General features: G+C 65.7%; 29 protein-coding genes. 10 read left to right on the top strand and 19 right to left on the bottom strand.

The genetic code is table 11. The features are described from left to right. Positions 1 to 11 precede the first annotated feature (11 nt). From AC4EEV_RS08320 to AC4EEV_RS08275, 10 genes are all read right to left on the bottom strand, one after another. Positions 12 to 593 (bottom strand): hypothetical protein, encoded by a 582-nt coding sequence (locus tag AC4EEV_RS08320; protein WP_491330628.1) that lies wholly within the window; start codon positions 591 to 593, stop codon positions 12 to 14. Beyond that, positions 590 to 961 carry a hypothetical protein gene (locus AC4EEV_RS08315; RefSeq protein WP_491330627.1) on the bottom strand — a complete coding sequence of 124 codons (372 nt, stop codon included), beginning with the start codon at positions 959 to 961 and terminating at the stop codon, positions 590 to 592. Before AC4EEV_RS08315 ends, AC4EEV_RS08320 begins: the two co-directional genes overlap by 4 nt. After that, on the bottom strand, positions 958 to 1,149 hold the full coding sequence (locus AC4EEV_RS08310; RefSeq protein WP_133831746.1) for a DUF2273 domain-containing protein: 192 nt from the start codon (positions 1,147 to 1,149) through the stop codon (positions 958 to 960). Before AC4EEV_RS08310 ends, AC4EEV_RS08315 begins: the two co-directional genes overlap by 4 nt. Then, a complete protein-coding gene (locus tag AC4EEV_RS08305; RefSeq protein WP_491330626.1) occupies positions 1,146 to 1,625 on the bottom strand; it encodes an Asp23/Gls24 family envelope stress response protein in 480 nt (159 codons plus the stop codon). The genes AC4EEV_RS08310 and AC4EEV_RS08305 overlap by 4 nt, the downstream gene beginning before the upstream one ends. 194 nt (positions 1,626 to 1,819) lie before the next feature. Then, positions 1,820 to 2,017 (bottom strand): hypothetical protein, encoded by a 198-nt coding sequence (locus AC4EEV_RS08300; RefSeq protein ID WP_018761008.1) that lies wholly within the window; start codon positions 2,015 to 2,017, stop codon positions 1,820 to 1,822. Positions 2,018 to 2,250: 233 nt separating this feature from the next. Continuing rightward, positions 2,251 to 3,012: an ANTAR domain-containing response regulator gene (locus AC4EEV_RS08295; RefSeq protein WP_491330625.1), complete on the bottom strand. Its 762-nt coding sequence runs from the start codon at positions 3,010 to 3,012 to the stop codon at positions 2,251 to 2,253. After that, positions 3,009 to 3,263 carry a hypothetical protein gene (locus AC4EEV_RS08290; protein WP_231369847.1) on the bottom strand — a complete coding sequence of 85 codons (255 nt, stop codon included), beginning with the start codon at positions 3,261 to 3,263 and terminating at the stop codon, positions 3,009 to 3,011. The genes AC4EEV_RS08295 and AC4EEV_RS08290 overlap by 4 nt, the downstream gene beginning before the upstream one ends. After that, positions 3,260 to 3,988 (bottom strand): GAF domain-containing protein, encoded by a 729-nt coding sequence (locus AC4EEV_RS08285; RefSeq protein WP_491330624.1) that lies wholly within the window; start codon positions 3,986 to 3,988, stop codon positions 3,260 to 3,262. The genes AC4EEV_RS08290 and AC4EEV_RS08285 overlap by 4 nt, the downstream gene beginning before the upstream one ends. Before the next feature lie 168 nt (positions 3,989 to 4,156). Further along, positions 4,157 to 4,498 carry a hypothetical protein gene (locus AC4EEV_RS08280; RefSeq protein ID WP_133831743.1) on the bottom strand — a complete coding sequence of 114 codons (342 nt, stop codon included), beginning with the start codon at positions 4,496 to 4,498 and terminating at the stop codon, positions 4,157 to 4,159. Between the two features lie 7 nt (positions 4,499 to 4,505). Next, entirely contained in the window at positions 4,506 to 5,222 is a 717-nt protein-coding gene (locus tag AC4EEV_RS08275) for a GAF and ANTAR domain-containing protein (RefSeq protein WP_109045715.1), read from the bottom strand. A gap of 114 nt (positions 5,223 to 5,336) precedes the next feature. Between AC4EEV_RS08275 and AC4EEV_RS08270 the strand changes: the two genes are divergently transcribed. The 4 genes from AC4EEV_RS08270 (at position 5,337) to AC4EEV_RS08255 (ending at position 7,761) form a co-directional block, all read left to right on the top strand. After that, complete coding sequence (locus AC4EEV_RS08270) at positions 5,337 to 6,071, top strand: ANTAR domain-containing protein (protein ID WP_491330623.1); 735 nt, start codon at positions 5,337 to 5,339, stop codon at positions 6,069 to 6,071. A gap of 82 nt (positions 6,072 to 6,153) precedes the next feature. After that, entirely contained in the window at positions 6,154 to 6,486 is a 333-nt protein-coding gene (locus tag AC4EEV_RS08265) for an ArsR/SmtB family transcription factor (protein ID WP_491330622.1), read from the top strand. Positions 6,487 to 6,498: 12 nt separating this feature from the next. Continuing rightward, positions 6,499 to 6,996, top strand: coding sequence for an SRPBCC family protein (locus tag AC4EEV_RS08260; RefSeq protein WP_018761016.1), 498 nt, complete (start codon positions 6,499 to 6,501; stop codon positions 6,994 to 6,996). Positions 6,997 to 7,161: 165 nt separating this feature from the next. Beyond that, positions 7,162 to 7,761 carry a DnaJ family domain-containing protein gene (locus AC4EEV_RS08255; RefSeq protein WP_491330863.1) on the top strand — a complete coding sequence of 200 codons (600 nt, stop codon included), beginning with the start codon at positions 7,162 to 7,164 and terminating at the stop codon, positions 7,759 to 7,761. A 79-nt stretch (positions 7,762 to 7,840) separates the two neighbouring features. Here the strand turns inward: AC4EEV_RS08255 and AC4EEV_RS08250 are convergent, their stop codons facing one another. Then, entirely contained in the window at positions 7,841 to 10,012 is a 2,172-nt protein-coding gene (locus tag AC4EEV_RS08250) for a transglycosylase domain-containing protein (RefSeq protein WP_491330621.1), read from the bottom strand. A 179-nt stretch (positions 10,013 to 10,191) separates the two neighbouring features. On the opposite strand from AC4EEV_RS08250, the gene AC4EEV_RS08245 reads away from it, so the two are divergent. Next, the gene (locus AC4EEV_RS08245; RefSeq protein ID WP_133831738.1) at positions 10,192 to 10,818 is read left to right on the top strand and encodes a PadR family transcriptional regulator; all 627 of its coding nucleotides are present in this window, start codon (positions 10,192 to 10,194) and stop codon (positions 10,816 to 10,818) included. Between the two features lie 80 nt (positions 10,819 to 10,898). On the opposite strand, the gene AC4EEV_RS08240 is transcribed toward AC4EEV_RS08245, so the two are convergent. Then, positions 10,899 to 12,248: an ammonium transporter gene (locus tag AC4EEV_RS08240; RefSeq protein ID WP_491330620.1), complete on the bottom strand. Its 1,350-nt coding sequence runs from the start codon at positions 12,246 to 12,248 to the stop codon at positions 10,899 to 10,901. A 325-nt stretch (positions 12,249 to 12,573) separates the two neighbouring features. Continuing rightward, positions 12,574 to 13,368 (bottom strand): carbon-nitrogen hydrolase family protein, encoded by a 795-nt coding sequence (locus tag AC4EEV_RS08235; RefSeq protein WP_133831736.1) that lies wholly within the window; start codon positions 13,366 to 13,368, stop codon positions 12,574 to 12,576. A gap of 32 nt (positions 13,369 to 13,400) precedes the next feature. On the opposite strand from AC4EEV_RS08235, the gene AC4EEV_RS08230 reads away from it, so the two are divergent. Beyond that, positions 13,401 to 14,057: a GntR family transcriptional regulator gene (locus AC4EEV_RS08230; protein WP_018761022.1), complete on the top strand. Its 657-nt coding sequence runs from the start codon at positions 13,401 to 13,403 to the stop codon at positions 14,055 to 14,057. Here the strand turns inward: AC4EEV_RS08230 and AC4EEV_RS08225 are convergent, their stop codons facing one another. Further along, positions 14,058 to 15,467 (bottom strand): MFS transporter, encoded by a 1,410-nt coding sequence (locus AC4EEV_RS08225; RefSeq protein ID WP_491330619.1) that lies wholly within the window; start codon positions 15,465 to 15,467, stop codon positions 14,058 to 14,060. Between the two features lie 158 nt (positions 15,468 to 15,625). Here AC4EEV_RS08225 and AC4EEV_RS08220 point away from each other — a divergent pair, with 158 nt between their 5' ends. Continuing rightward, a complete protein-coding gene (locus AC4EEV_RS08220; RefSeq protein ID WP_109045722.1) occupies positions 15,626 to 16,312 on the top strand; it encodes a DUF2848 domain-containing protein in 687 nt (228 codons plus the stop codon). A gap of 78 nt (positions 16,313 to 16,390) precedes the next feature. On the opposite strand, the gene AC4EEV_RS08215 is transcribed toward AC4EEV_RS08220, so the two are convergent. Further along, positions 16,391 to 16,627, bottom strand: coding sequence for a DUF2630 family protein (locus AC4EEV_RS08215; RefSeq protein WP_109045723.1), 237 nt, complete (start codon positions 16,625 to 16,627; stop codon positions 16,391 to 16,393). Positions 16,628 to 16,713: 86 nt separating this feature from the next. Between AC4EEV_RS08215 and AC4EEV_RS08210 the strand changes: the two genes are divergently transcribed. Beyond that, entirely contained in the window at positions 16,714 to 17,112 is a 399-nt protein-coding gene (locus tag AC4EEV_RS08210) for a DUF3592 domain-containing protein (RefSeq protein WP_018761026.1), read from the top strand. Between the two features lie 9 nt (positions 17,113 to 17,121). On the opposite strand, the gene AC4EEV_RS08205 is transcribed toward AC4EEV_RS08210, so the two are convergent. Genes AC4EEV_RS08205 through AC4EEV_RS08190 form a run of 4 tightly spaced genes read right to left on the bottom strand, consistent with a single transcriptional unit; the run spans position 17,122 to position 19,500 of the window. Next, the gene (locus AC4EEV_RS08205; RefSeq protein WP_285319785.1) at positions 17,122 to 17,454 is read right to left on the bottom strand and encodes a DUF202 domain-containing protein; all 333 of its coding nucleotides are present in this window, start codon (positions 17,452 to 17,454) and stop codon (positions 17,122 to 17,124) included. Continuing rightward, the gene (locus AC4EEV_RS08200; protein ID WP_285319786.1) at positions 17,454 to 17,858 is read right to left on the bottom strand and encodes a YidH family protein; all 405 of its coding nucleotides are present in this window, start codon (positions 17,856 to 17,858) and stop codon (positions 17,454 to 17,456) included. Before AC4EEV_RS08200 ends, AC4EEV_RS08205 begins: the two co-directional genes overlap by 1 nt. Before the next feature lie 39 nt (positions 17,859 to 17,897). Next, a complete protein-coding gene (lhgO, locus tag AC4EEV_RS08195; protein ID WP_491330618.1) occupies positions 17,898 to 19,100 on the bottom strand; it encodes an L-2-hydroxyglutarate oxidase in 1,203 nt (400 codons plus the stop codon). Positions 19,101 to 19,140: 40 nt separating this feature from the next. Further along, entirely contained in the window at positions 19,141 to 19,500 is a 360-nt protein-coding gene (locus tag AC4EEV_RS08190) for a YnfA family protein (RefSeq protein WP_018761030.1), read from the bottom strand. A 55-nt stretch (positions 19,501 to 19,555) separates the two neighbouring features. Between AC4EEV_RS08190 and AC4EEV_RS08185 the strand changes: the two genes are divergently transcribed. Both AC4EEV_RS08185 and AC4EEV_RS08180 read left to right on the top strand, forming a co-directional pair. Next, a complete protein-coding gene (locus tag AC4EEV_RS08185) occupies positions 19,556 to 20,584 on the top strand; it encodes an LLM class flavin-dependent oxidoreductase (RefSeq protein WP_491330617.1) in 1,029 nt (342 codons plus the stop codon). A gap of 142 nt (positions 20,585 to 20,726) precedes the next feature. Beyond that, positions 20,727 to 21,824 carry a ferredoxin reductase gene (locus AC4EEV_RS08180; RefSeq protein ID WP_026264392.1) on the top strand — a complete coding sequence of 366 codons (1,098 nt, stop codon included), beginning with the start codon at positions 20,727 to 20,729 and terminating at the stop codon, positions 21,822 to 21,824. Positions 21,825 to 21,831: the final 7 nt, after the last annotated feature.

Below are 21,831 nucleotides of genomic sequence, written 5' to 3'. Positions count from 1 at the left end.
GTTCGTGTTGTTCATCGTCCTACTGCCCCTTCCGCGGCAATGGCCACATCCGCTGCCAGGTTCCTGGCCAGCCGGCAGGAAGCCACTTCCCGGGCTGCCGCTTCGGTGAGCGCTTCCCGGTCAAGGGGCTGGCCCGACGTCGGCCGGACCGACACGTGCGCGCGGCGCCGTCCTACCGTTGTGCTCACCTGCTCCGGCGCCAGGTTGGCGGCCAGGCGCACTTGGCGTGAAACGGCGGCGGCAATGGCTTCGTCATCCACAACCAACGCCACGCGCTCGCTGTGCATGGTCCGCCGGCCCCGGCGGCCGCCCTTGACCGCAGCCACGAGAAGCACTGCCCCAAGTACCGCCGCCGCGGTGCCGGCTGCTGTCAGCCCGGCCGGTTGCACCGCCTGTGGCAGGTCCCTTATGGCATTCGCCATGGCATCGGGGCCGGCCACGAGCGGGCCGCGGCCCAGGAGCGCGAGGACGCACTCGGCCCCCAGCCACACGAAGCCGGCGAGCAGCAGCACGGCCGTGGCCACGGACAGTCCGGTGCGCGATGAGTGCGTCTCCCTCCGGAGCATCCGCTTTTGCATGCGGCCCTGGTTCATGGCTGCCTCCCGTCCTGTTTCCGTGCCCGGTCCGTGCGGGCTGCTTTGGCCGCCCGTGGGGCCGCGGTGAGCCGGATGTTGATCCGGCCAATGTCCATCCCGGTGATCCGCCGCCCGGCGAAGGCGATCCTCAGCCGGGCAATGTTTGCCTGCTCGAAGGTGGAGTGTTGCTCCCTTCCCGCCGGGGCCGCGGCCAGGAGCGGGGGAACAGGGAGCCGCATCTGGAGATCGACCCCGAGTTTTCCGGCATCGTCCCGGAGGGCGGCGGAAGCGTCATCCCGCGGGACGCCGTACGCGCCGGCTGCCACGGCTTCCAAGGTGTGCCGCAGGGCAGCCGGGGCGATCCGGGTATGGCCCCGGCGGTTCACGACGACGAGCGCCGGCCGCGCAGGGCGTCCAGCACGGCGCCGAGGTCCAGTTGCCCCTCGGCCGCCCGGCCCAGGACCGCGCCGATGGCCATGAAGATGGCCGTCAGCAGGAAGCCCCAGAAGCCGAAGGCGAGGGCGGCCAGAGCCAGCACGGCCCCTGCGGCCGTGCCGGCGACGACGGGGGTCATGCGACCCTCGGTTCGCGCTCGGCGTCGTCCGCGTCATCGCCCTCGGACGGGACATGGATATCGGTGATGGTGATGTTGACCTCGGTGACTTCCATGCCCACCAGGTCTTCCACTGCCGTGTAGACGGCATCGCGGGCCCGGTTCGCCACCTGCTGCAGGGGGTGCGGGTATTCGACCACCAAGGTGACATCCACGGCCACCTGGGTCTGGCCGACCTCCACGCTGACACCCTGGGTGAGGTCCTTCTGGCCCACCTTCTCGCGGAGGGTGCCAATGGCGCGGGCTGCCCCACCGCCCAGCGCGTACACGCCGTCAATCTCCTGGATGGCGATGCCGGCGATTTTTGCCACTACGCCGTCGGCCACCGTGGTGCGTCCGCGGCCGTCCGCGCCATTGGCGGGGGACAGTCCATGGCCGGGTGCGGTGGCTGCCTTCTTCTGCTGGACTGCTGCGGGGTTCTGCGCCTGGGTAGTCATTGCGTCACTCCTTGTTTGCTCTGGAAAGGGTTCCAAGGGCGCGTTGTGCGCCTTCACAAGTAAGGACGGGGCCAGGGCGGAAAACGTCACGCAGTTTTTTGAGTGACCCCTGTCACACCTGACTGGGGGCGTGAAAAAGGGGAGTGGACCACGACGGGAGGTCCCGTCGTCGTCCGCTCCCCGTGGGGCGCTGCTTAGACGGCCGCCAGGGCCGCTTCGTCGCCTCGAACGCTCAGCGTGAAGGTGTTGGGGCCGCTGCACGTGACGGCGATGCGGCAGGTGGTGGTGTTGTGCCGGGCGGAAAGGTCTGTTACCGCGGAGTCGAGGGTCTCGTGGAAAGACGCCCGGTCCCAGATCTTCAGCGTCACGGATTTGGCAGCGTTAAACGTCATTGTTCAGTACTTTCCTTCGTCAGTGCGGCCCCTTTCGGGCCGCTGGAGTGGCCTGTCCACGCTTCGGGGATCGGTGGCCTGCGCTCACCGGTGGGCCTCGTTGCGTCACCAGGATTTCGGAGCGGGAGCTTGCCCGCCCTCCATATCCATAGTGCCCAGGCCGGAACGGCGCTCGAAACCAAAAAGCGCTTTATTGCGGGTGTTTCTCGTCACGTTTAAGCGGGGCGCGGCGTCTATTCGTCGAAGTGCGCCGGGATCGTTTGCTCTCCGGAAATGGATGCAATGACGGCGGTGGCCACCTGCCGGAGCTTGATGTTGCGGGTATTCGAGGCGCGGGTGAGGATGCCGAACGCCGTGTCCCGGGTGCAGCGGTTTTGGGCCATGACCGCTCCCACCGCCATATCGATGACTGTCCGGGATTGCATGGCCGCGGAGAGGTCGTTCCTGGTTTCACGCAAGCGGGCAATCCGCAAGACCAGGCGCAGCGAGTTTGCCGCGTGCCGGGCGAAAGTCTCCACGGTTGCGATGTCCTCGACCGAGAAGCCGTTGGTGCGGCCGGAATAGAGGTTCAGCACTGCCTCGCCATCTCCACCGAGGTCCAACGGGACGGCGAGGATGGCGGAGACCCCTTGATGCAAGGCGGTCCGGACGTAGTCCTGCCAGCGGGTTTCGGCGGCAAGGTCGGGAACCAGGAGGGTGCGTTCCTCCCGCAGCGCTGTCAGGCAGGGGCCTTCGCCAAAGCCGTTCTGCAATTCATCCAACACGCTCGCGGCGGCGTCACTGGCGGCAACGGCTTCGGGTTTCTTTTGCCGGATAACCGTGACGCCGCTGTGGATGGTGTTGCCGGGGATGCTCAGCCGGGAAGACACCAGGACGGCCAATTCCGTCATGAATGCCCTGATGTCGCTGCTCTCAAGGACGAGTTCCTGCAGCGACAAATCGGCATCCCATCCACTCCTGAATCCGGTGGGAAGGGAACCTTCGTTGTCGGTCATGCGCCGTCGCCTCCAATGAATTCGTTCATAGCCAGCGTGACGAGTCCCACCTGTGCTGCGGGCAGGTGCAGGGCTTCATTGAGGTAGGCATCCAGAGCCAGTTCGTCAACGTCCCCGCCGATGCCGTAGTAGTACGTCCAGAGTTCAACCAGCGTCACCTTGGAGGCCTGGAACCGCTTCGCTGCAATCCGGCGGTGCGCATCTGCCTCGTTCAGTTGGTCCGGGCCACCCATCCAGTCCGCGTTCATCATTGCCGTCCATCCGGCGATCCCGGGATGTAGCCCCCATCAACGATCTCGGCAGCAATTTCCCGGATCCGCTTGTTGTTTGATGCGGCAGCGGCCTGCAGCACCGTGAGGGCGCCGTTCCTGCCGCCGCGGGTCTGGAGCATGACCAGGGCGACGGCCGCGTCCACAACGGCGCGGGATTTGAGCGCAGATCGGAAATCGTCTCCAGGGGCCTCCGGCGCATGCAGCCGCAGCGCCAGGCGGAGGATGCGGGACATCGAGGCCGCGTGGTCCTCCACGAAGGCAATGGCGGCCGGATTGAAGGCGTGTGTGGTGTAGGCGTAGGAGTTCAGCGCTGCACGTGCGGAGGAGTCTGTGTGGATGGGGACCGCCAGTACGGAGCGGACATTGTCTTCAGCGATGCTGTCCAAGTACCGGCTCCAGCGCAGATCATTGGCCAGGTCGCCAATCAGTACCGTTCTTTGCTGCCGGAGGGCCGTAAGGCAGGGTCCAATGTCGAAACCATACTGCGTCTCGTCGAGCCGGTACCCTTCCTGGCTGCTCGCGGCCACGGTGGCGAGTCCGCCGTTCCGCTCCACCGTGATGGTGCACTCCATGGTGCGGCCGTCCGCGCCCAGTTGCGCAGCGGAGATAGTTGCCAGGCCAAGGAGGAAGTCCGGGAAGCCGGGGCTGTCCAGGAGCAGGTCCTGCAGCCTGTCTGACGGGGAGATGATATTTTCCTTGGCCATCGGGCCTCGATCCTCAGTACGCCAGGGTTGCTGCTCCCGGCTTGCGACCCCCGCTCTCTGCGCGGCTGGCCCGTGTGGCAACCCCTGGATCTGCTGGCTATCCGGAAATCTCCTATATCCGACACTACGCCTCCGCACCTGCATTTGGTACGCGGGCGCCGGCACGCGCTACCCGTCGGAACCTGCACGGTGGCCACCGTCCTGGTCGCCTCCGTCCTTTTCGCCGCTGTCTTCCGTTTCGGAGTGGTGGGAGCCGTTGAAATCGTCGGAGTAGGGCGCCCGGGGCCGGGGAAGGTCGTCGATCAGCTCGTTCGCCGCCAAGGCAAGCAGGTCCCGTTGGATCGGTGGGAGGGAAAGAAGCCCTTGCAGGTAGGCCTCCACTTCGTACTCGCCGGCGTCTCCGGAGAGGCCAAAGTACTTCAGCCAGAGGTCGGGGACCGAGATGTCGGCAGCCTTCATCGCGGCTCTGAGTTGGCGTCGCTGTTCCGGTTCGTTGGGGTCGAAGCCCATGGCGAACCTAGGTTCCGGAGGCCGGCGTCCCGGCCACGACGCGTTCGCTGACCTGCTGCAGCGATGTTTTTTCCTCCCGGGCCTGCCTGATGAGGAACCGCACGGCGTCTTCCTGCCGCAAACCCATCCGTTCCATGACGACCCCGGTGGCACGGTTGACCAGGTCGCGGGTATACAGCGACGCCTGGAGTTCCGCCGTCATCCGATGCGGAGCCTCATTGGCCTGAATATGGGAGATCAGCGTGGCGGCCGGCGCTGCGAAGAGCTGGAGCAGTGCAGCGCTCCCGTGGTCGTAGGTGTCGGGGGCTGCGGCGTACAACTTCAGGGCACCCAGGGATTCCTTCCCCGCCAACAGCGGCGCGCTGACTACTGCGAGTATGGGCAGCCCGGCGATGCCGTTGCGCCACTGGGGCCACCGCTGTTCCACGTTGAGGTCGGTGACCAGCACGGGTCGCTCTGACGCCCACGCCGTAAGGCAAGGTCCTTCGCCATATTCATACTGAACCGTGTCCGCCTGGGAAACGATCGTGTCGGTGTATCCACTGCTGGTACGGCGTCCCCGGCCGTCGATGAGTGAGACGCCTGCCCCGATGGTGCCGGGGACTGATTCCTTGGCGGCCCGGGCCAGTAAACGGATGGCGGTTGTGACCTTTTCTTCCGTTAGCAGTAATCCCTGGATGCGAGCAATCACTGCGGTTAGCTCGTCAAGGGGAAGTTGCGCCATGGTCCCAGCATAGATCCAGACCCGCACCGGGGCTCCGCACGGCCCGGACCGTCCGAAACCCGCCCAGGCAGGGAGGGCTTGACTGGATGGGTGGGTGGCGGTTCGCTGGAGGACATGTTGAGTTCATCCGACCCTGAATCTGCCCAAGACCTCCAGAGCATCCTGGTGGGCTCAGAGAATGGCATCGAGTTCCTTTCCGGGTTGTCACGCCTTGCCGCCGCCGCCGTTTCAGAGGCAGGCGGGGGTGTGGTGGAGTGTGCCGTCACCCTGAAGATGAAGCGACGGCCCACCACGGCTGCGGCCAGCAGTGCACGTGCCCTGGAGCTGGACCAGCTGGAACAGGCGTTGGGTGATGGTCCCTGCGTGAAGGCGTTGCGTGAGATGTCATTGGTGTTGATCGACGACGTCGAGTCCGATTCGCGATGGCCTGAATACAACCGGGCGCTCCTGGCGGCCAACGTCCACAGCTCGCTCGGTGTTCCCTTGGAGATCACGGGCGAGACCGCCGCGGCATTGAATTTTTTCGCCTCGCGGCCCGGCGTATTCACAGCGGACGTCCTCGAAAAGGCACTCGGCTTTGCGGCCGCCGCCCAGAACACACTGCATTTGTCGGTGCGCATCGATACCGCCCGGAACCGTGCGGACAACTTGGAGGCTGCCCTGGAGAGCAGGACCGCCATCAACCTTGCCTGTGGGGTGATCATGGCGCAGAACCGCTGCTCACAGCAGGAGGCGATGGATATTCTCGCCCGGGTCTCCAGCAACCGCAACCGGAAACTCCGGGATGTCGCCAACGAACTCATCGAGCACTTGACCGGGAATGGCGTCAGGACCCATTTCGAGGCGTAACTATTTGCCGGCCGTTCCGGCGTCCAAGGCTGTTCAGGAGCCCCATTGACACCTCCATACTGGCGGACTAACGTACAACCAAATGGTTGTAGATCAGCTCCGTGAGTCCGAACGTGACCGCCTCTTCCAGGCGTTCGCCGATTCCACCCGGCGTGACATCGTCCGCCGGGTCACGGTGGGCGAGTACACCGTGTCCGGGCTCGCGGCCTTCTATTCCATGAGTTTCGCCGCCGTCCAGAAGCATGTGGCGGTGCTGGAACGCGCATCGCTGGTCACGAAGGAAAAACGCGGAAGGGAGCAGGTTGTCCGGGGCAATCACGAAGGGCTCCAGGAAGCCCGGCGGCTGCTCGACGAATACGAACAGATCTGGCGGCAGCGGGCCGCCAGGATGGCAGACATTATTGCTGAAGGTTAGGAAGGCACGGCCATGGCAGTCATCAGTATGGACAAGAACCCCGAGGCGCTCTCCCTCACGCTGGTCGCCGAGTTCGACGCCGGCGTCGAACGCGTCTGGCAGCTCTGGGAAGATCCCCGCCAGCTCGAGCGTTGGTGGGGACCACCCACCTGGCCGGCTACGTTCCACCGGCACGACTTCGTCCCCGGCGGGCGCGCAAACTACTACATGACCGGCCCGGAGGGCGAGAAGGCCCATGGCTGGTGGGAGTTTACGGCCATCGAGGCACCCCGGGAGCTTCAGTTCGACGACGGGTTCGCGGACAGCGACGGAAACCCCACGGGCGACCTGGGCGTCACCCATGCGACGGTCACGCTCGAGCCGCTGGGGGAGCGGACGCGCATGACCATCCATTCCGCGTTCGAGTCCGAAGAGCAGCTTGAGAAGATGGTTGCCATGGGGATGGAGGAAGGGATGACGCTGGCCGCCGGCCAGATCGACGGCATCCTCGCAGAGCCCGCCAACATCTGAACCTGCATCTGAACCCGGCAACCGGCAGGAACCTTGCGGCGGCGCCAGGTGGGCGGACGACGGCGGGATGTCCCGCCGTCGTCCGCCCACCTGCGGGCGTTGAACGCGCAGGCCGGCGCCGCAATACTGGAAGGCGGACCAACCTGAGGTGAGGCGGTGGCGGCAATGAGTGGCGGGTCGGCGGGGTTCCGGAGGCGGCTGGAGCGGGCGGCCGAAGTGCGTTCATACCGCGGTGCGGGCATCAGCGCCGAGGAAGAAGCCACGTTGGATGCCCTGGACGCTCACGAGCGCGACAAGCGCCGGAAGGTCAGCGACGCCGCCCGCGCGGAATACCTGGTCCGCGATGCCATGGCGCAGGGCAAGTTCGACAACCTCAAGTACGCCGGCAAACCGATTCCCGGCCTTGGCGATTCCTATGATCCGGACTGGTGGGTCAAGGGGCTGATCCAGCGGGAGAATATCAGCGGCCTGGGGCCGGCAGCCATCCTGCTCCGCGCTGAGGATGCCCACCTTGATGCGACTCTCGACGCCCTGTCCACGGAGCAGCAGGTCCGGGACCTCCTGCAGGACTTCAACAAGCGGGTTGTCGATGCACGCCGGCAACTGCAGGGCGGTCCGCCGGTCATCACGAAGACGCGGGACGTAGAAGTGGAACTGGACCGCTGGCGGAACCGCCGGGCAGCGCGCGTTGTGGAAGTACCCGCGGAGCCGGAGCCTGTGCGTTCCTGGTGGCAGCGGCTGTGGAAAGGGCCCGGCCGGGGCTAGCGCAATTTGCGGCGCAGGCCGATCCCGCGCTGGTATCAGGGCTTCGGCACCAGGGCTTCGGGTACCAGGGACCCGGGTATTAGGGCTTCGGTGTCGGATTTGGGCCAATCATCGATGCTGGCGGCGGAGCGAACGGTGCTGCGGGATACAGGGCCGCCACCTTGAGCATGTAGTTGGCCCACTGCGGCCCGGCAATCATGTAACCGTCCAGGCTGGGATAGAACGTGCCGTTGATGGTGACGTTCTGGCCGGCACGCGTCTGGCCTCCCAGGGCATCCCCAAAGAAGGACGCGGTGACCAGGCCGGTGGTGTAGCCCACCACCCAGGTGGAGCCATTATTGTTCGACGTTCCGGTCTTGGCTGCGGTGGGGAACTTGTCCTGCACCTTCGGGTTGATCCACACGCCTGATCCCCGCTTCAAAACGTCCTGCAGCACCGAGTTCACGCCACGGGCCACATCAGGCTTGACGGCGTCACGGCAGTCCGGGGCCGGTACGGGAAGTTTCGCGCCCGCGCCATCAGTGACCTCCACCAGGGCGATGGGCGTGCAATAGCGGCCCTCGGTGGCGAAGGTGGCAAAGGCGTTCGCAAGGGTCAGGGGTGCGACTCCTGTGCCGCCCAGCAAGTTGCCCAGCTGGTGCATGTTGACCGGCGTGCTGTCCAGCCCGCTATGCAGGCCCACCGAGTCCACCATCTTCTGGATGCCACAGAAATCGAGCTGTGCTGCCGAGGCGAACGTGGCGGTGTTGATCGAGTTGTAGAGGCCGAAATTGACAGGCATTGGCCGGTAGAAGCCGTCCTCGGCGTTCTGCAGGTCGTCCGCCGCGCCGAGCGTGGGATTGTTCTGCGCTGTGTCATAGGCGCCCAGTACTTTGCCGCAGCTGTCCTTCCACGGGAAGTCGAGGGGATAGACCCGGCGTGACGCGTCCACCACCGCGGTAAGGGCCTTCCCCTCGTTCAGCCACTCGGCAAACGTGAACGGCTTCATGGTCGATCCCGGCTGGAACCCACCTGCCCCGTTGAGGTCGTTCCCCTGCGCGTCCTTGGCGTCCACGTTAAAATTCAGGTTCGTGTCGAACTTGCCCGGTTGTGGAAGGAACACCGTGTTCTGGGCCATCGCCAGGATCTTGCCGGTGCCCGGCTGGATGCTCACCAGGGATGCGGCCCAGCGGTCCGGGTTGGCGCCTGCCGTCCCGTCCACCTGTGCCTGGGCCGCAGCTTGGAGCCTGCTGTCCAGGGTGGTCACGATCGTGAGTCCGCCCCGGTACAACCGCCGCTCCCGCTCGGCCTCGCTTTGCCCGAACGCGGGATTGTCCAGGATCAAGTGGGAAATGTAATCGCAGAAGTACGGCGCCAGGGCGGCATTGGCGCACCCCTGTTCCGGGGGCGTGATCTTCAATTCGATGGGAGCGGCCACCGCCTCGTCATGCTGGGCCCGGGTGATCTTGCCCAGGCGCAACATTTCGGACAGGACCTGGTTCCGGCGTACTGCCGAGTTGTCCGGATGGGTGGCCGGATTGTAGAACGTGGGGCTGTTCACCAGCCCGGCCAGCAGGGCCGCCTGCGGCAGGGTAAGGTCCTTTGCCGTGGTGCTGAAGAAGTAGCGGGCCGCCGCCTCGATCCCGTACGCGTTGCTGCTGAAGAAGACGATGTTCAGGTAGCCCTCAAGGATCTGGTTCTTGGTGTACTTCTTCTCGAGGGCGATGGCCAGCTTCATCTCCCGCAGCTTGTCGCCCAGGTTCTTCTGCCCGCTCAGGACCACCGCATCCGGCCTGTCCTGTGAAAGCTGGGCTTCATTGAGGACATTCGTGACGTACTGCTGGGTGATGGTTGACGCCCCTTGCTCGCCGCCTTTGGTCAGGTTGGAAAACAGTGCGCGGAGGATGCCCTGCGGATCCACCCCGGCATGCTCGTAGAACCTGCTGTCCTCGATCGAAACAATGGCGTCCTTGATGAAGGGTGACATCTGGTCCAGTGGCACCCGAACGCGGTTCTCCGCATAGAGGGTCGCGATCGGCTGGCCGTCGGCGCTCAGGACCCTGGTGGCTTGTGACGGCGGCTGCACCGTCAGTTCCGCAGGCAGGTTGTCAAAGAATCCAATGGAGGAGCTGACGCCGAGGCCCGCGGCTGCCACTGCCGGGACCACCAGGCTGGCAGCCAGTACGCCACACAGGATGCTGGCTGCAATGAACCCCACGAGCCGTCCCACGGCTGCGCCAAATCCATGCCTGCGCTTCCGCTTCTTCGCCATTCCTCAGCCCTCGTGCTCCAGGGTGTGATCAGGATACGCCGCCGGCCAACGGCGTAACAGAGGCTTGACGGTCAGGATTTGGTCACGTCAAAGGTCTTGACCAGCGATAGTTACCGACATATCGTTAACTATCGCTGAAGTAATCAGCGAGATACCTGAAGTGAAAGGACGATGCCGCTATGAAAGGCATATTCGACGACAAGCACCCCGGCCCGGAGTTCGCCAAAGGCCGCTTCGAGCGGGGGAGGGCCCACAGGGGGCCGCACGGGCACCGTGGGCCGGGGTTTGGGCCCGGCTTCGGACCCGGTTTTGGACCCGGTTTTGGCCCGGGCTTTGGTCCCGGGTTCGGTCCCGGTTTTGGCCGCGGCGGCCGGCGCGCCAGCCGGGGGGATGTCCGCGCGGCCATCCTCTCCCTCCTGGCCGAGGCGCCATCCAACGGGTACGGACTGATCAAGACCATTGCCACGAAGACCGGTGGCATGTGGCGGCCCAGCCCCGGATCGATCTACCCCACCCTCCAGCAACTGGTGGACGAAGGCCTGATCGAGGCGCTCAGCGAAGGCCGGGGAACAGAGTTCGCGCTCACCGATGCGGGCAGGGCCTATGTGGCAGAGCATGCAGAGGAGATGGAAAACGCCTGGAATGCAGAGCCCGACAGTGCAGACCGGGACTTCCACGAGAGCATTGGAAAGCTAATGGGTGCCATCCATCAATTCCGCGCGGGTGTGACCGGGGAACAGCGCGCTGCAGCTGTCGCAAAGATGGATGAAACGCGCCGGGCCCTCTACAAGATCCTTGCTGACTAGCAGCTCCAGGCGGTCCGGGCCGGCAGGCGCCGGCAGCGCCCGGCCGCGGGTCCCGGAAACAGAGTTCCCGGGCGGAGAAGCTACGCGAACGCGTCTTCCTTGGCGGGCACCCCGGCCTCGGCTGGTGTAGCGGCTTTGGCCGGTCCCGCGGCGGCGTGGGCAGCGTGGTGGTTCAGCATGTGGCCCAGGGCGCTGAAGCCCGAGCCCATTTCTCCGAAGGCGTAGGCCGTTTCCGCATGCTCGGACAGGTCCACGCCGGCGGTCTCAGCTTCATGGCTGACACGGAACCCCACCGTCTTGTTGATGACCAGGCCAATGATTGCCGTCCCGATTCCGGACAGCAGCAGGGTAATGACGACGGCGGCCGCCTGGGCCACCAGCTGCTGGATGCCGCCGCCGTAGAAGAGTCCGCCTCCTTGGCCGTTTACGGGCAGGGCAATGAATCCCAGCGCCAAGGTGCCGATGAGGCCCGCGCCCAGGTGGACTCCCACGACGTCCAGCGAATCATCGAGGCCGAAGCGGTACTTGAGGTCCACGAACACGCAGCAGGCAACCCCGGCAACGAGGCCCAGTCCTACGGCCGCGAGCGGGCTGATGTTTGCGCAGGACGGCGTGATGGCGACCAGGCCGGCAACCACGCCGGAGGCGGCGCCCAGGGAGGTCGGGTGCCCGTGGCGCACCTTCTCGGTCACCAGCCAGCTCAGCATCGCCGCGGCGGGGGCTATCAGGGTGTTGACCCAGATCAGCCCGGCCTGCTCCACGCTGGTTGCGGCGCCGCCATTGAAGCCAAACCAGCCGAACCACAGGATTGCTGCGCCCAGCATGATGAACGGGATGTTGTGCGGTCGGTGGTTGGGGTCCTTCGCGAAGCCGTGCCGCTGGCCAACGATGATGGCGAGCACCAGGGCGGCCGTGCCGGAGCTGATTTCCACCACCGCGCCGCCGGCGAAGTCGATGACCTGGCCGAAGATTGCCGTGACGGCGCCGCCTGCACTCATCAGGCCGCCGCCCCAGATCATGTAGGCGAGGGGGCAGTAGATCACCGTGATCCAGACGGGCACGAAGAGGGCCCAGGCACTGAATTTGGCGCGGTCGGCGATGGCACCGCTGATCAAAGCCACGGTGATGATGGCAAAAGTGGCGCTGTACCCGGCCTTGAGCAGGTCCGGGGATCCAATGAGGTTCTGCAGGCCGAAGCTGGTGAAGGGATTGCCGAAGACTCCCAGCACACCGTCGCCGGTGGTCATGGAGTAACCCCACAGGACCCAGACCACGCCGACGATGCCGGCAGAGATGAAGCTCATCATGATCATGTTCAGGGCGGCCTTGGCGCGGGTCATGCCGCCGTAGAAGAGGCCAAGGCCAGGAGTCATCAGCAGTACCATCGCGGCTGAAATCATCAGCCAGACGTGTTGGGCAGTGATTTCCACTGGTGGGTCCCTTCGCAGCGTGAACGTTGTGCGGGGCCCTTTTGGCCCCGTGGCATTTCCCCCGCGGTCCATTTTTCGTGCCGCGTGTTTCAGCCAGTGCCGCTTAAAGTTGCGGCCGCGTTACACAAATCGCTCCTGCGTGAAGTTCACGTATCAGCCATGTTTCAGGAATGTAAACGCGCCCCCACCGTGAGGAATCGTCCTGGCCGCCGGATCCCGCGATGCTGCGGACTTCGCGGGGTTTCCGGCTGTTTCAGGGGTGAGAATCCGCCGTCTTGCGTCTTTTCGCCTTATGTTTCGGCGCCGTGAACGGCGATTCGCCCGTTCAGAAGCTGCGGGCGTTGGCCAGGACCGGCAGCGTGGCGCGCACGGAGTCCACGGACGCCGGATCGATGTCGACGACGGCGAGTTCGGGATTTCCGCCGAGTGACACCACGGCGGTACCCAGGGGAGTGACGACGGCGCTGTGCCCGATTCCGGTGGGCGCCGCACCTGCGGGGCCTGCGCCGATGGTTTCGGGATCGCCCTGGCCGCACGCAACCACGAACGTGGTGCTGTCCAGTGCCCGGGCACGCACCAGCAGGTCCCACTGCTCGGCCTTGCCCTCGCCGGCTCCCCAGGAAGCGCACACAATGTTGACGTGTGCTCCCGCGTTGGCGTTGGCCGTGAACAGGGCCGGGAAACGGACGTCGTAGCAGGTGGCCAGGCCGAACACGGTGCCGTCGAGCTCGAACGTTACCGGCGCCTGCCCGGCGTCCACCGTCTTGGATTCGGTGAAGCCGAATGCGTCAAAAAGGTGGACCTTGTCGTAGGACGCCTCCACGGAGGGGCCGGTGACCAGCAGCGTGTTGCGGACGCGCCCTTCCGCGCCGGGGGTGAACATGCCTGCCACGATGGTGATGTCCAGGTCTTTGGCGACGCGGCGCACCTCGCCTGCCCAAGGGCCGTCAAGTGGTTCGGCAATGTCTTTCAACGAGTTCCCAAAGGCCCGCATGGCCGCCTCCGGGAAGACCACCAACTGTGCGCCGGCGTTTTTCGCCTGGGCCGCGTAGTCCCTGATGATGCCGAGGTTGGCCGCGGTGTCGGCGCTGCTGATGATTTGGGCGATGGCGATACGCATGGAAGATCTCCGATCTGTTGTATACATAATGTATGGTAAAAATTTCGGGTTCGGCCGCCTCGGGCCGCGAAAAGGCGTACGCCTACCTGCGCGAGAACGTCCTGACGGACCCGGAACTGCAAGGCCGCTTCCTCAACGAACAGGAGCTTGCGGCGGACATCGGGGTGTCCCGCACTCCGGTGCGCGAGGCGCTGTTGCTTCTGGTTTCCGACGGGCTGGTGGAGCTTATTCCGCAACGGGGCGCCTACGTTCCGGTGGTCACCGGCCGGGAGATTTCCGAGCTGATGGAACTTCGCGGCGTGCTGGAAAGCCATGCGGCCAAGCTTGTCATTGACGAACACCGGGTGCCCGCCAAGCAAATGCAGGACACCCTGCGGCAGCAGGCGCAGATTCCGGACAACGATGAACCGGACGATGCCCGCGAATTCATCCGCCTGGACACGCTCTTCCATCAGCAGCTCATCGACGCCGCCGGAAACGAACTCATTTCCCGAACGTACAGCAAGCTGCATGTCCGCCAGGTCCTGGTGGGCGTTGCCGCACTGTTCCGCACCGGAGGCAGGCGCGAGGCGGTGTGCGCCGAACACCAGGACATCCTCGATGCCCTGGTGGCCGGCGATTCCGCACGTGCCAAAGAGGCTATCGACCATCACCTCGCGGTGACGCGGGACATCCTCCTGCGGAGCTGATCACCGGGCTTCGCCTGCGCCGGACACGCGAGCCGCTTCGCCGGCCGCCCTGGATTCAGCACTGCCTTCCAGCAGCAGGCGGTAGTCCTGGTCCTCCACGGTGTTGCTGTCTCGGCCCAGGGCAAGCCCCACGAGGGTTACGGCCGCTGCGACCGCAACGTAGATGGCCACCGGAATCCAGGTGCCAAACTGCGACAGCAGCACGGTGAACAACAAGGGTGCGATGGCGCCGCCGATGACGCCTGCGAAGGTGTAGGCCAGTGAACTGCCCGTGGACCGGAGCCGGGGTGAGAACTGCTCCACGATGAAGGCGGCCTGCGGCCCGTACATGAAGGAGTGCGCCGCCAGGCCCAGGACGATGCCCACGATCAGCATCGGCTCATTGTTGCCGCCAAGGACGCCAAAGAAGACAAAGGTCCACACGGCGCCGGCCACTGCGCCCACGCCGTAGACCAGGCGCCGGTTGAAACGGTCCGAGACTGCGCCGGCGAGGGGAATCATGAACAGCTGGAAGGCCGAGCCCACCAGGACGGCGGTGAGCACCTGGTTGCGTTCGTAGCCGAGCGCCTGGATGCCGTAGGTGAGGGTGAAGACGGTGAACAGCGCGTACAGCACGTCCGGGCCCACCCGGCACAGGATGGCGGCAACGAGTGGCCGCAGTTCCGTACTGAACACTTCCCGGATGGGCGCGGCGGGCTGTTCTCCATGGGCTTCGATCGCCTTGAAGATGGGGGTGTCCTCCAGCTTGAGCCGGATCCACAGGCCGAAACCGACCAGGAGTGCGGAGACCAGGAACGCGATGCGCCACCCGAAGCTGATGAACTGCTGTTCGGTGAGCATCAGGGTCAGGACCGCCAGCGCACCGTTGGCCAGCAGGTTCCCGGCGGGCGGACCCACCTGCGCGGCCGAGGCCCAAAAACCCCGCCGCTGCGGGTCGCCGTATTCGCTGGAGAGCAGCACTGCGCCGCCCCATTCACCGCCCACGCCCACGCCCTGGGCGAAGCGCAGGAGCACCAGGATGATCGGGGCGGCAATGCCAATGCTGTCGTAGCCCGGAAGGACGCCGATCAGCACCGTTGCCACGCCGATGATCATCAAAGTGGTGACCAGGACCTTCTTGCGTCCGATCCGGTCACCGAGCCGTCCGAAGACCACACCGCCCACGGGCCGTGACACATAGCCGACCGCGTAGGTGGAGAAGGCGAGGATGGTGCCGGTCAGGGGATCGGAGGACGGAAAGAAAACGATGGGGAAAACGACAGCGGCCGCCGCGGAATAGACGGCAAAGTCATACCACTCCAGTGCCGTGCCGGTCAGGCTTGCCGCAAATGCCTTGACCAGGCCCTTTGGGCGGATTGGCGGGCCTGACTGGGGCGCTGCGCCCGCACCAGAAACCGGAGAATTGCTCATTGTGTCCTCCACAGTGGATTTTGAGGTGACGCCTGTCACGCTGGCGTTAAATGTATACATTACGCATACTGGATGTACATTGGCGACTGTTTCCGGTTTCCGGTTTGTTAATTTTCCCGCGGTGCACCGGCTCCGCGGCCTTCGAAAAGGACGGCACCATGACGGCTCTCAGCTTTGAACTTCCCGACGGCAGCATCAAGAACGTGCAGGTCCGGCACCTCCTCAACGCCGGCTACGCGGGGCGTGAGCAGGATGAGGTGCAGGCCCACATCGCAGAACTTGCTGAGCTCGGGGTCCCCGGCCCCACCACCACTCCGGCCATGTACCCCGTCTCGCCCTACCTCGCGCAGCAGGTATCCGAGGTCCGCGTCCAGCATGGACGCACGTCCGGTGAGGCGGAATGGGCGCTGGTCATCACCGACGACGGCGTCCTGCTCACCGTCGCCTGCGATCACACGGACCGTGAGCTCGAAGTGCATGGTGTGGCGTGGAGCAAGAATGCCAGCCCTGACGTCCTTGGCCGCAAGGCGTGGCGGCTTGACGATGTGCGGGACCACCTGGACCGCATCACGCTGCGCGGCTGGGTAGGGGAGGGGGAGACCCCGGACACCCTCATCCAGGACAGTTCCCTCGAGGCCCTGCTGACCCCGGACTACTGGCTGGAGGTGCTGGCCGCGCGCGGGCTCAACCAGCCGGGCACCGTGCTGATTTCCGGCACCGTGGCGATGACGGGCGGCGTCAACCAGTTCGCCCGCAGCTGGAAGGTGGAGATGGCGGATCCGGAGACGGGAGACTCGCTGGACGTCCAGTACGTCGTGGAGCAAATGCCGCAGCCTATCGGCTAAGCGCTGCGCCGGGGCAATAACGGCATAAAAAGGTTCCGCCGCCCCACCAGGGGCGGCGGAACCTTCCGTGCCGCGAAGCTACTGCCTGTAGCCCTCCACTTCACTGACGGGACGGGCCTGGGCCTCGTTGGGGTTTTCCCCGGATTCCTTCTTGGCCCGCCTTTGTCGCAACAGGTCCCAGTATTGGTCCAGGCTTTCTTCCACGTACTTCAGGCGCGCCTGGTCCGGAGCCTGGCCTCCGGCGGACCCCTCGCGCAGCGCATGCTCCTCTTCCACGAGGGCCTGGATGTGCGTCAAAATATCCTGATCATTCATTGGGCTTCCCCTCACTCCGGTCCGGTCACCTTCAGCCTACGTAGCTGGTGCTGAAGCCACCAGTCCCGCGCTGTACCATCGATTTCATGTCCACTGCGCTCGATATGGCAGGTCCCATCCTGGAAGTACTGACCTGGTTGTGCCTGCCCGCCGGGCTGGGACTGCTGTTCTACACCGGGTTCCTCCGCCGCTTCATCCACCCGTGGGACGTGGCAGAAGCCGTGGTGTATTCGGACTCCACCGGCGTAGGGTTCCGCTGGTACGACCGGAAGCACCAGGTGCACAACGCCCCCATGTCCCCGTACGACATCAGGGACATGGCCGTGGGGGACACGTTGCCGATCTACTACCACCCCAAACGCCCAACCCAGTGGCAGTCCACCGTACCGGAAGAGGCGGGCAGGACGGCGTCAGTCCTGGGCCGCTGCCTGACGGCCATCGGCACCGTGGCCCTGTTGGGCGGCTTCGTCCTGCCGATGTTCTAGCTTCGGCTGCTAACCCGTCACCACCACCACAACGCCGAGGGCGCCCAGGACGACGCCCGCGAAGGCGGTCCAGAGCACAGCCGAAAGGTCCGCTTCGATGCTCTCCCCGGCCAGGCCGTGGGACCTCGCCCGGTAGCGGCGGCGCTGGGTGAGGTAAATGGCCAAGGCGGCGCCTCCGGACACCGCCGGGAGCATCAGGATGGGCGGCCCGTACGTGGGAAGCCAGCGAAGGAAGAAGGCGCTCGCCGTCACCAGCGCCAACATGGTCCGGCCCCAGGCCAGCGCCGTCCGTTCGGGTTGGAGACCCGGATCACCGTGCGGACGGGGTGCGCCGGATGCCATCAGCGCAGAAGGATAAAAACGAGGACGACGGCGGCCGCCAGCGCGCCTGCCCCGGCCAGCAGGGGGACGAAGAAAGGCAGCGGAAGCGGTGCTTTGTTGCGCATGCTGCGCTCCACGCGAAGCCACCGCATGGCAGCGCCGCCGCTGAGCATCATGCCCATGAGAAGGAGGATGATGGCCAGGCCTTTGCGGACCGGTTCGATGAAAAGGCCTGAGGTAAAGGCTTCGAGGGCAATGCCACCGGCGAGCAGCGCAAGGGAGGTGCGGATCCATGCGAGGAAGGTGCGTTCGTTCGCGAGGGTGAACCGCGGATCCGGTTCCTCGCCGCCCGGCAACAGGCGTTCGGCGAGCCGTCCGCGCGGCGGCGGGGCTGCGGTCCCGGGCGGATGCTCACTGTTGGTCACGGGCCCAGTGTAGCCGCGCCGTCAAAGCACGGACTCCGGTCAGGCCGCCCGGCGGAGTGCCGCCTTGCCGGCCAGATGCTCACCGATGGGGAGCGCGGCAGTGGCTGCGGGGGACGGGGCGTTCAATACGTGGAGCATCCGGTCGGTCCCTGCCAGCAGGAAATCGTGGAGGAGCGTGCCGTCCCGGCGTACCGCCTGCGCCCTGATGCCTGCCTCGCGGGGCAGCAGGTCGCCTTTGGCCAGGCCAGGCGCGTATTTTCGGCATTCCTGCAGGTAGCTTCCCTTGAACAGGGAGTTCCGGACCTCCCGCACGGCGGTGGCGGCATTGGACCTCGCCACGTGCCACAAGCCCGGAAAGCGCAGGTAGCGGGCCACGTCCTTCGGATGGACCGAGAACTTGGTGTACCCCTCCCGGGACAGGCCCAGCACCGCGTTGGGTCCTACGGTGATGCCGCCGTCGATGGTGGGCGTCAGGTGCACGCCCAGGAAGGGCAAGTCCGGGTCGGGCACCGGGTAGATCAAGTGTTTGACGTAGTCCGATTTTGCGGCCGGCAGCTCAAAATACTCGCCCCGGAAGGGAACGATTTGGACGTCGATTTTCATACCCGCCAATTCGGCGAGCCGGTCCGACTGCAGCCCGGCGCAGGCCACCAGGCGGCGGCAGGCGTAGACGTCCCCGTCGGTCCCAACCTCCACGTGGCCGGCGTGTTCCACGATGGAGGTGACCCGGGCTCCGGTGTAGACGCGTCCGCCGGCGGCCGTGATGAGTTCGGCCAGCTTGCGCGCCACCTCCGGGTAGTCAACGATGCCGGTGCTTGGGATGAACAGGGCCCCCAGCCCAGCAACATTGGGTTCGCGCCGGTTGAGCTCGGCCCCGTCGATCCGCTCGCAGTCCAGGCCATGGATGGCGGCACGCTCCTCAAGCCGGTCCAGCCGTTCCCGTTCCACCGCAGAGGTTGCCACCAGAAGTTTGCCCGGCTCGGCATACCTGATGCCGTGGTCGCGGCAGAAATCCTTGGTCTGGCGGGCTCCGGCCTTGCAGAATTGGGCCTTGAGGCTGTCCGGGGCGTAGTAGATGCCGGAGTGGATGACGCCGCTGTTGTGCCCCGTCTGGTGCGAAGCCAGCACAGGGGCCGCCTCCAGCAGGACCAATGATGCGTCGGGCTCTTTCCGCAGTAGCTGGTAGGCGGTGGCAAGGCCCACGATTCCGCCACCAATGATGCAGTAGTCCGTCCGTTCCACGGCTCTCCGCCTTTCGTCGTGGCTAGAGTCTAGCTACCCGTCACGCTCCGCTCCGCGGTGCGAACATGATCAGTGCTACGCCCAGCAGGCACACCACGGACCCCGCAATGTCCCACCGGTCAGGACGGAAACCGTCGAACGCCATGCCCCAGGCCAGGGAACCGGCCACGAACACTCCGCCGTACGCCGCCAGGATCCGGCCGAAGTGCGCGTCGGGCTGGAGGGTGGCCACAAAGCCGTAGGCGCCCAGGGCGATCACGCCCAGTCCGGCCCACCACCAGTCCCTGCCCTCGCGGACGGACTGCCATACCAGCCATGCGCCCCCGATTTCGGCTGCGGCGGCGAGGACGAACAGCACAATCGTCTTGAAGACACTGACGGTTCCTTCAGGAATATCCACGCAGCCATCATGCCAGCCGGGAATTCGGCAGGCTGCCGCGCGGTTGGGGGAAAGTATGGAGCGCATCGGATTTCTTTCCTTCGGCCACTGGGGTCCCGGACAGGGTTCCCGTACCCGGACAGCGGCCGACGCCCTGCTCCAGGGGATTGATCTTGCGGTAGCCGCCGAAGAACTCGGAGTTGACGGCGCATTTTTCCGTGTCCATCACTTCGCCCGCCAGCAGGCCTCCCCGTTCCCACTTCTTTCTGCCATAGCCGCGCGCACCAGCAAGCTGGAAATCGGCACAGGCGTTATTGACATGCGCTACGAGAATCCGCTGTACATGGCGGAGGAAGCGGCTGCGGCAGACCTGATCAGTGGCGGCAGGCTGCAGCTGGGAATCAGCCGCGGCTCACCCGAACCTGCCCGGAACGGCGCTTCGGCTTTCGGATACCGGCCGGAGCCCGGGGAGACCGACGCGGACATGGCCCGGCGCCATACGGCGGCTTTCGGCCAGGCCATCACGGGTGCGGGCGTGGCCCAGGCAGACCCCCGGTACGCCGGCGGTGCCACCGGACTCCTGCCCGTCCAGCCCCAGTCGCCCGGTTTGGCGGACCGGATCTGGTGGGGTGCAGGCAGCCGGAAGACCGCGGTGTGGGCTGCTGAACTCGGCATGAACCTGATGAGCTCCACCCTGCTCACGGAGGACACCGGCGTTCCGTTCCATGAACTCCAGGCTGAACAGATCCAGCTGTTCAGGGAGGCGTGGGCCGCGGCAGGACACACACGCCCTCCACGGGTGTCGGTCAGCCGCAGCGTCCTTCCCATCGTGGATGACGAGGACAGCTACTACTTTGCGGGCAGCGCGCTCCGCGACGGCCGCGACCAGGTGGGCGTGATTGACGGCTTCACCGCAAGGTTCGGCAAGAGCTATGTTGGCGCACCTGACCTCTTGGCGGAGCAGCTGGCGGCAGACACGGCAGTGCAGGCGGCCGATACGCTGCTGCTGACCGTCCCCAACCAGCTGGGCGTGGAGTACAACTCCAAGCTCCTGGGCACCATCGTGGAACACGTCGCGCCGGCCCTGGGATGGCGCCGCCGCTGACGCCGGGGAACTTTCCGTGAGACCTAACCGTTACTCTTGAAGAGCGTGGTGGGGGCTTCGCGCCCCTACTACTGTGTGACTGCGGAACGGTCATATGACGGAGAGAGAGAAATATGGCTCACACCGCCTTAGGCTTGATCGCATGATCCGGCTACGACAGCTGGCCCAAGCGGCCTCTGTGCTGACCACGCCTCTGGCGCCAGAGGACATTCTGTCCCTGTTCAACCCTGTCTACTCGGCCCGGCAGCTTCGGGGCGTCGTGACCCGCGTGGTCCAGGAGACGGCCCAGTCGGCCACGATCTTTTTCCGTCCCGGGCGCGGCTGGAAGGCGCACCTTGCCGGGCAGTGGGCGCGCATCGGCGTCGAACTCGACGGCGTACGCCACTGGCGTTCGTACTCCCTCAGCGCCCCGGCGGGCAAGGACCCCGCCATCACCGTCACCGATGTCGGAGCTGTTTCCGGCACATTGGTGCGCACCACCAAGCCGGGCGACGTCTTGTTCCTTGCCCCGCCGCAGGGTGATTTTGTTCTTCCTGAGCACCCCAGGCCCCTGCTCATGGTCACGGCCGGCAGTGGCATCACCCCGGTGATGTCCATGATCCGCACCCTTGTCCCGCGGCGGCCTGATGCCGACGTCGTCCTGGTCCATTCCGCCCGCACCCCGGGTGACAGCCTCTTCCGCGAGGAACTGGCCGAGTTGGCGGACCAGTTCCCGAATTTCCGGCTGGCGCACTGGTACACGGGCGAACAGGGCCGGATGGACTTCTCCAGCACCCGGGAGCTGGACGAGATCTGTCCCGACTGGAAGGAACGGTCAGCCTACGCCTGCGGCCCGGACAGCTTCCTGGACGACGCCGAAGCGCTGTGGAAGCGGGCAGCCCTGACCACCGGCGCGCCCGGGACCGACGTCGCAGTGGCCGGAGACGCCGGCAACCTGATGATCGAACGCTTCAACACCACCTTCAACGCCGGTGTAGGCCACGACGGCGGCCTGGTCACCTTTGAGGCCTCCGACCGGGAGGTGGAGGCCGACGGCGACACCCCCATCCTGGACATCGGCGAGGACGCCGGGGTCCTGATGCCCAGTGGCTGCCGGATGGGTATCTGCCACAGCTGCCTCACCCCGCTCCTGGCCGGCCAGGTCCGCGACCTCCGCACCGGGGAAGTCCATGGCGAACCCGGCGAACTTATCCAAACGTGTGTCTCGGCAGCCGCCGGACCCGTCAACCTCGAAATCTGAGGAGCAC

It is taken from the genome of Pseudarthrobacter sp. MOO14, from assembly GCF_058267675.1.
Note: the sequence above shows the minus strand (reverse complement) of the source record. Positions and strands in the feature narration are given on the sequence as shown.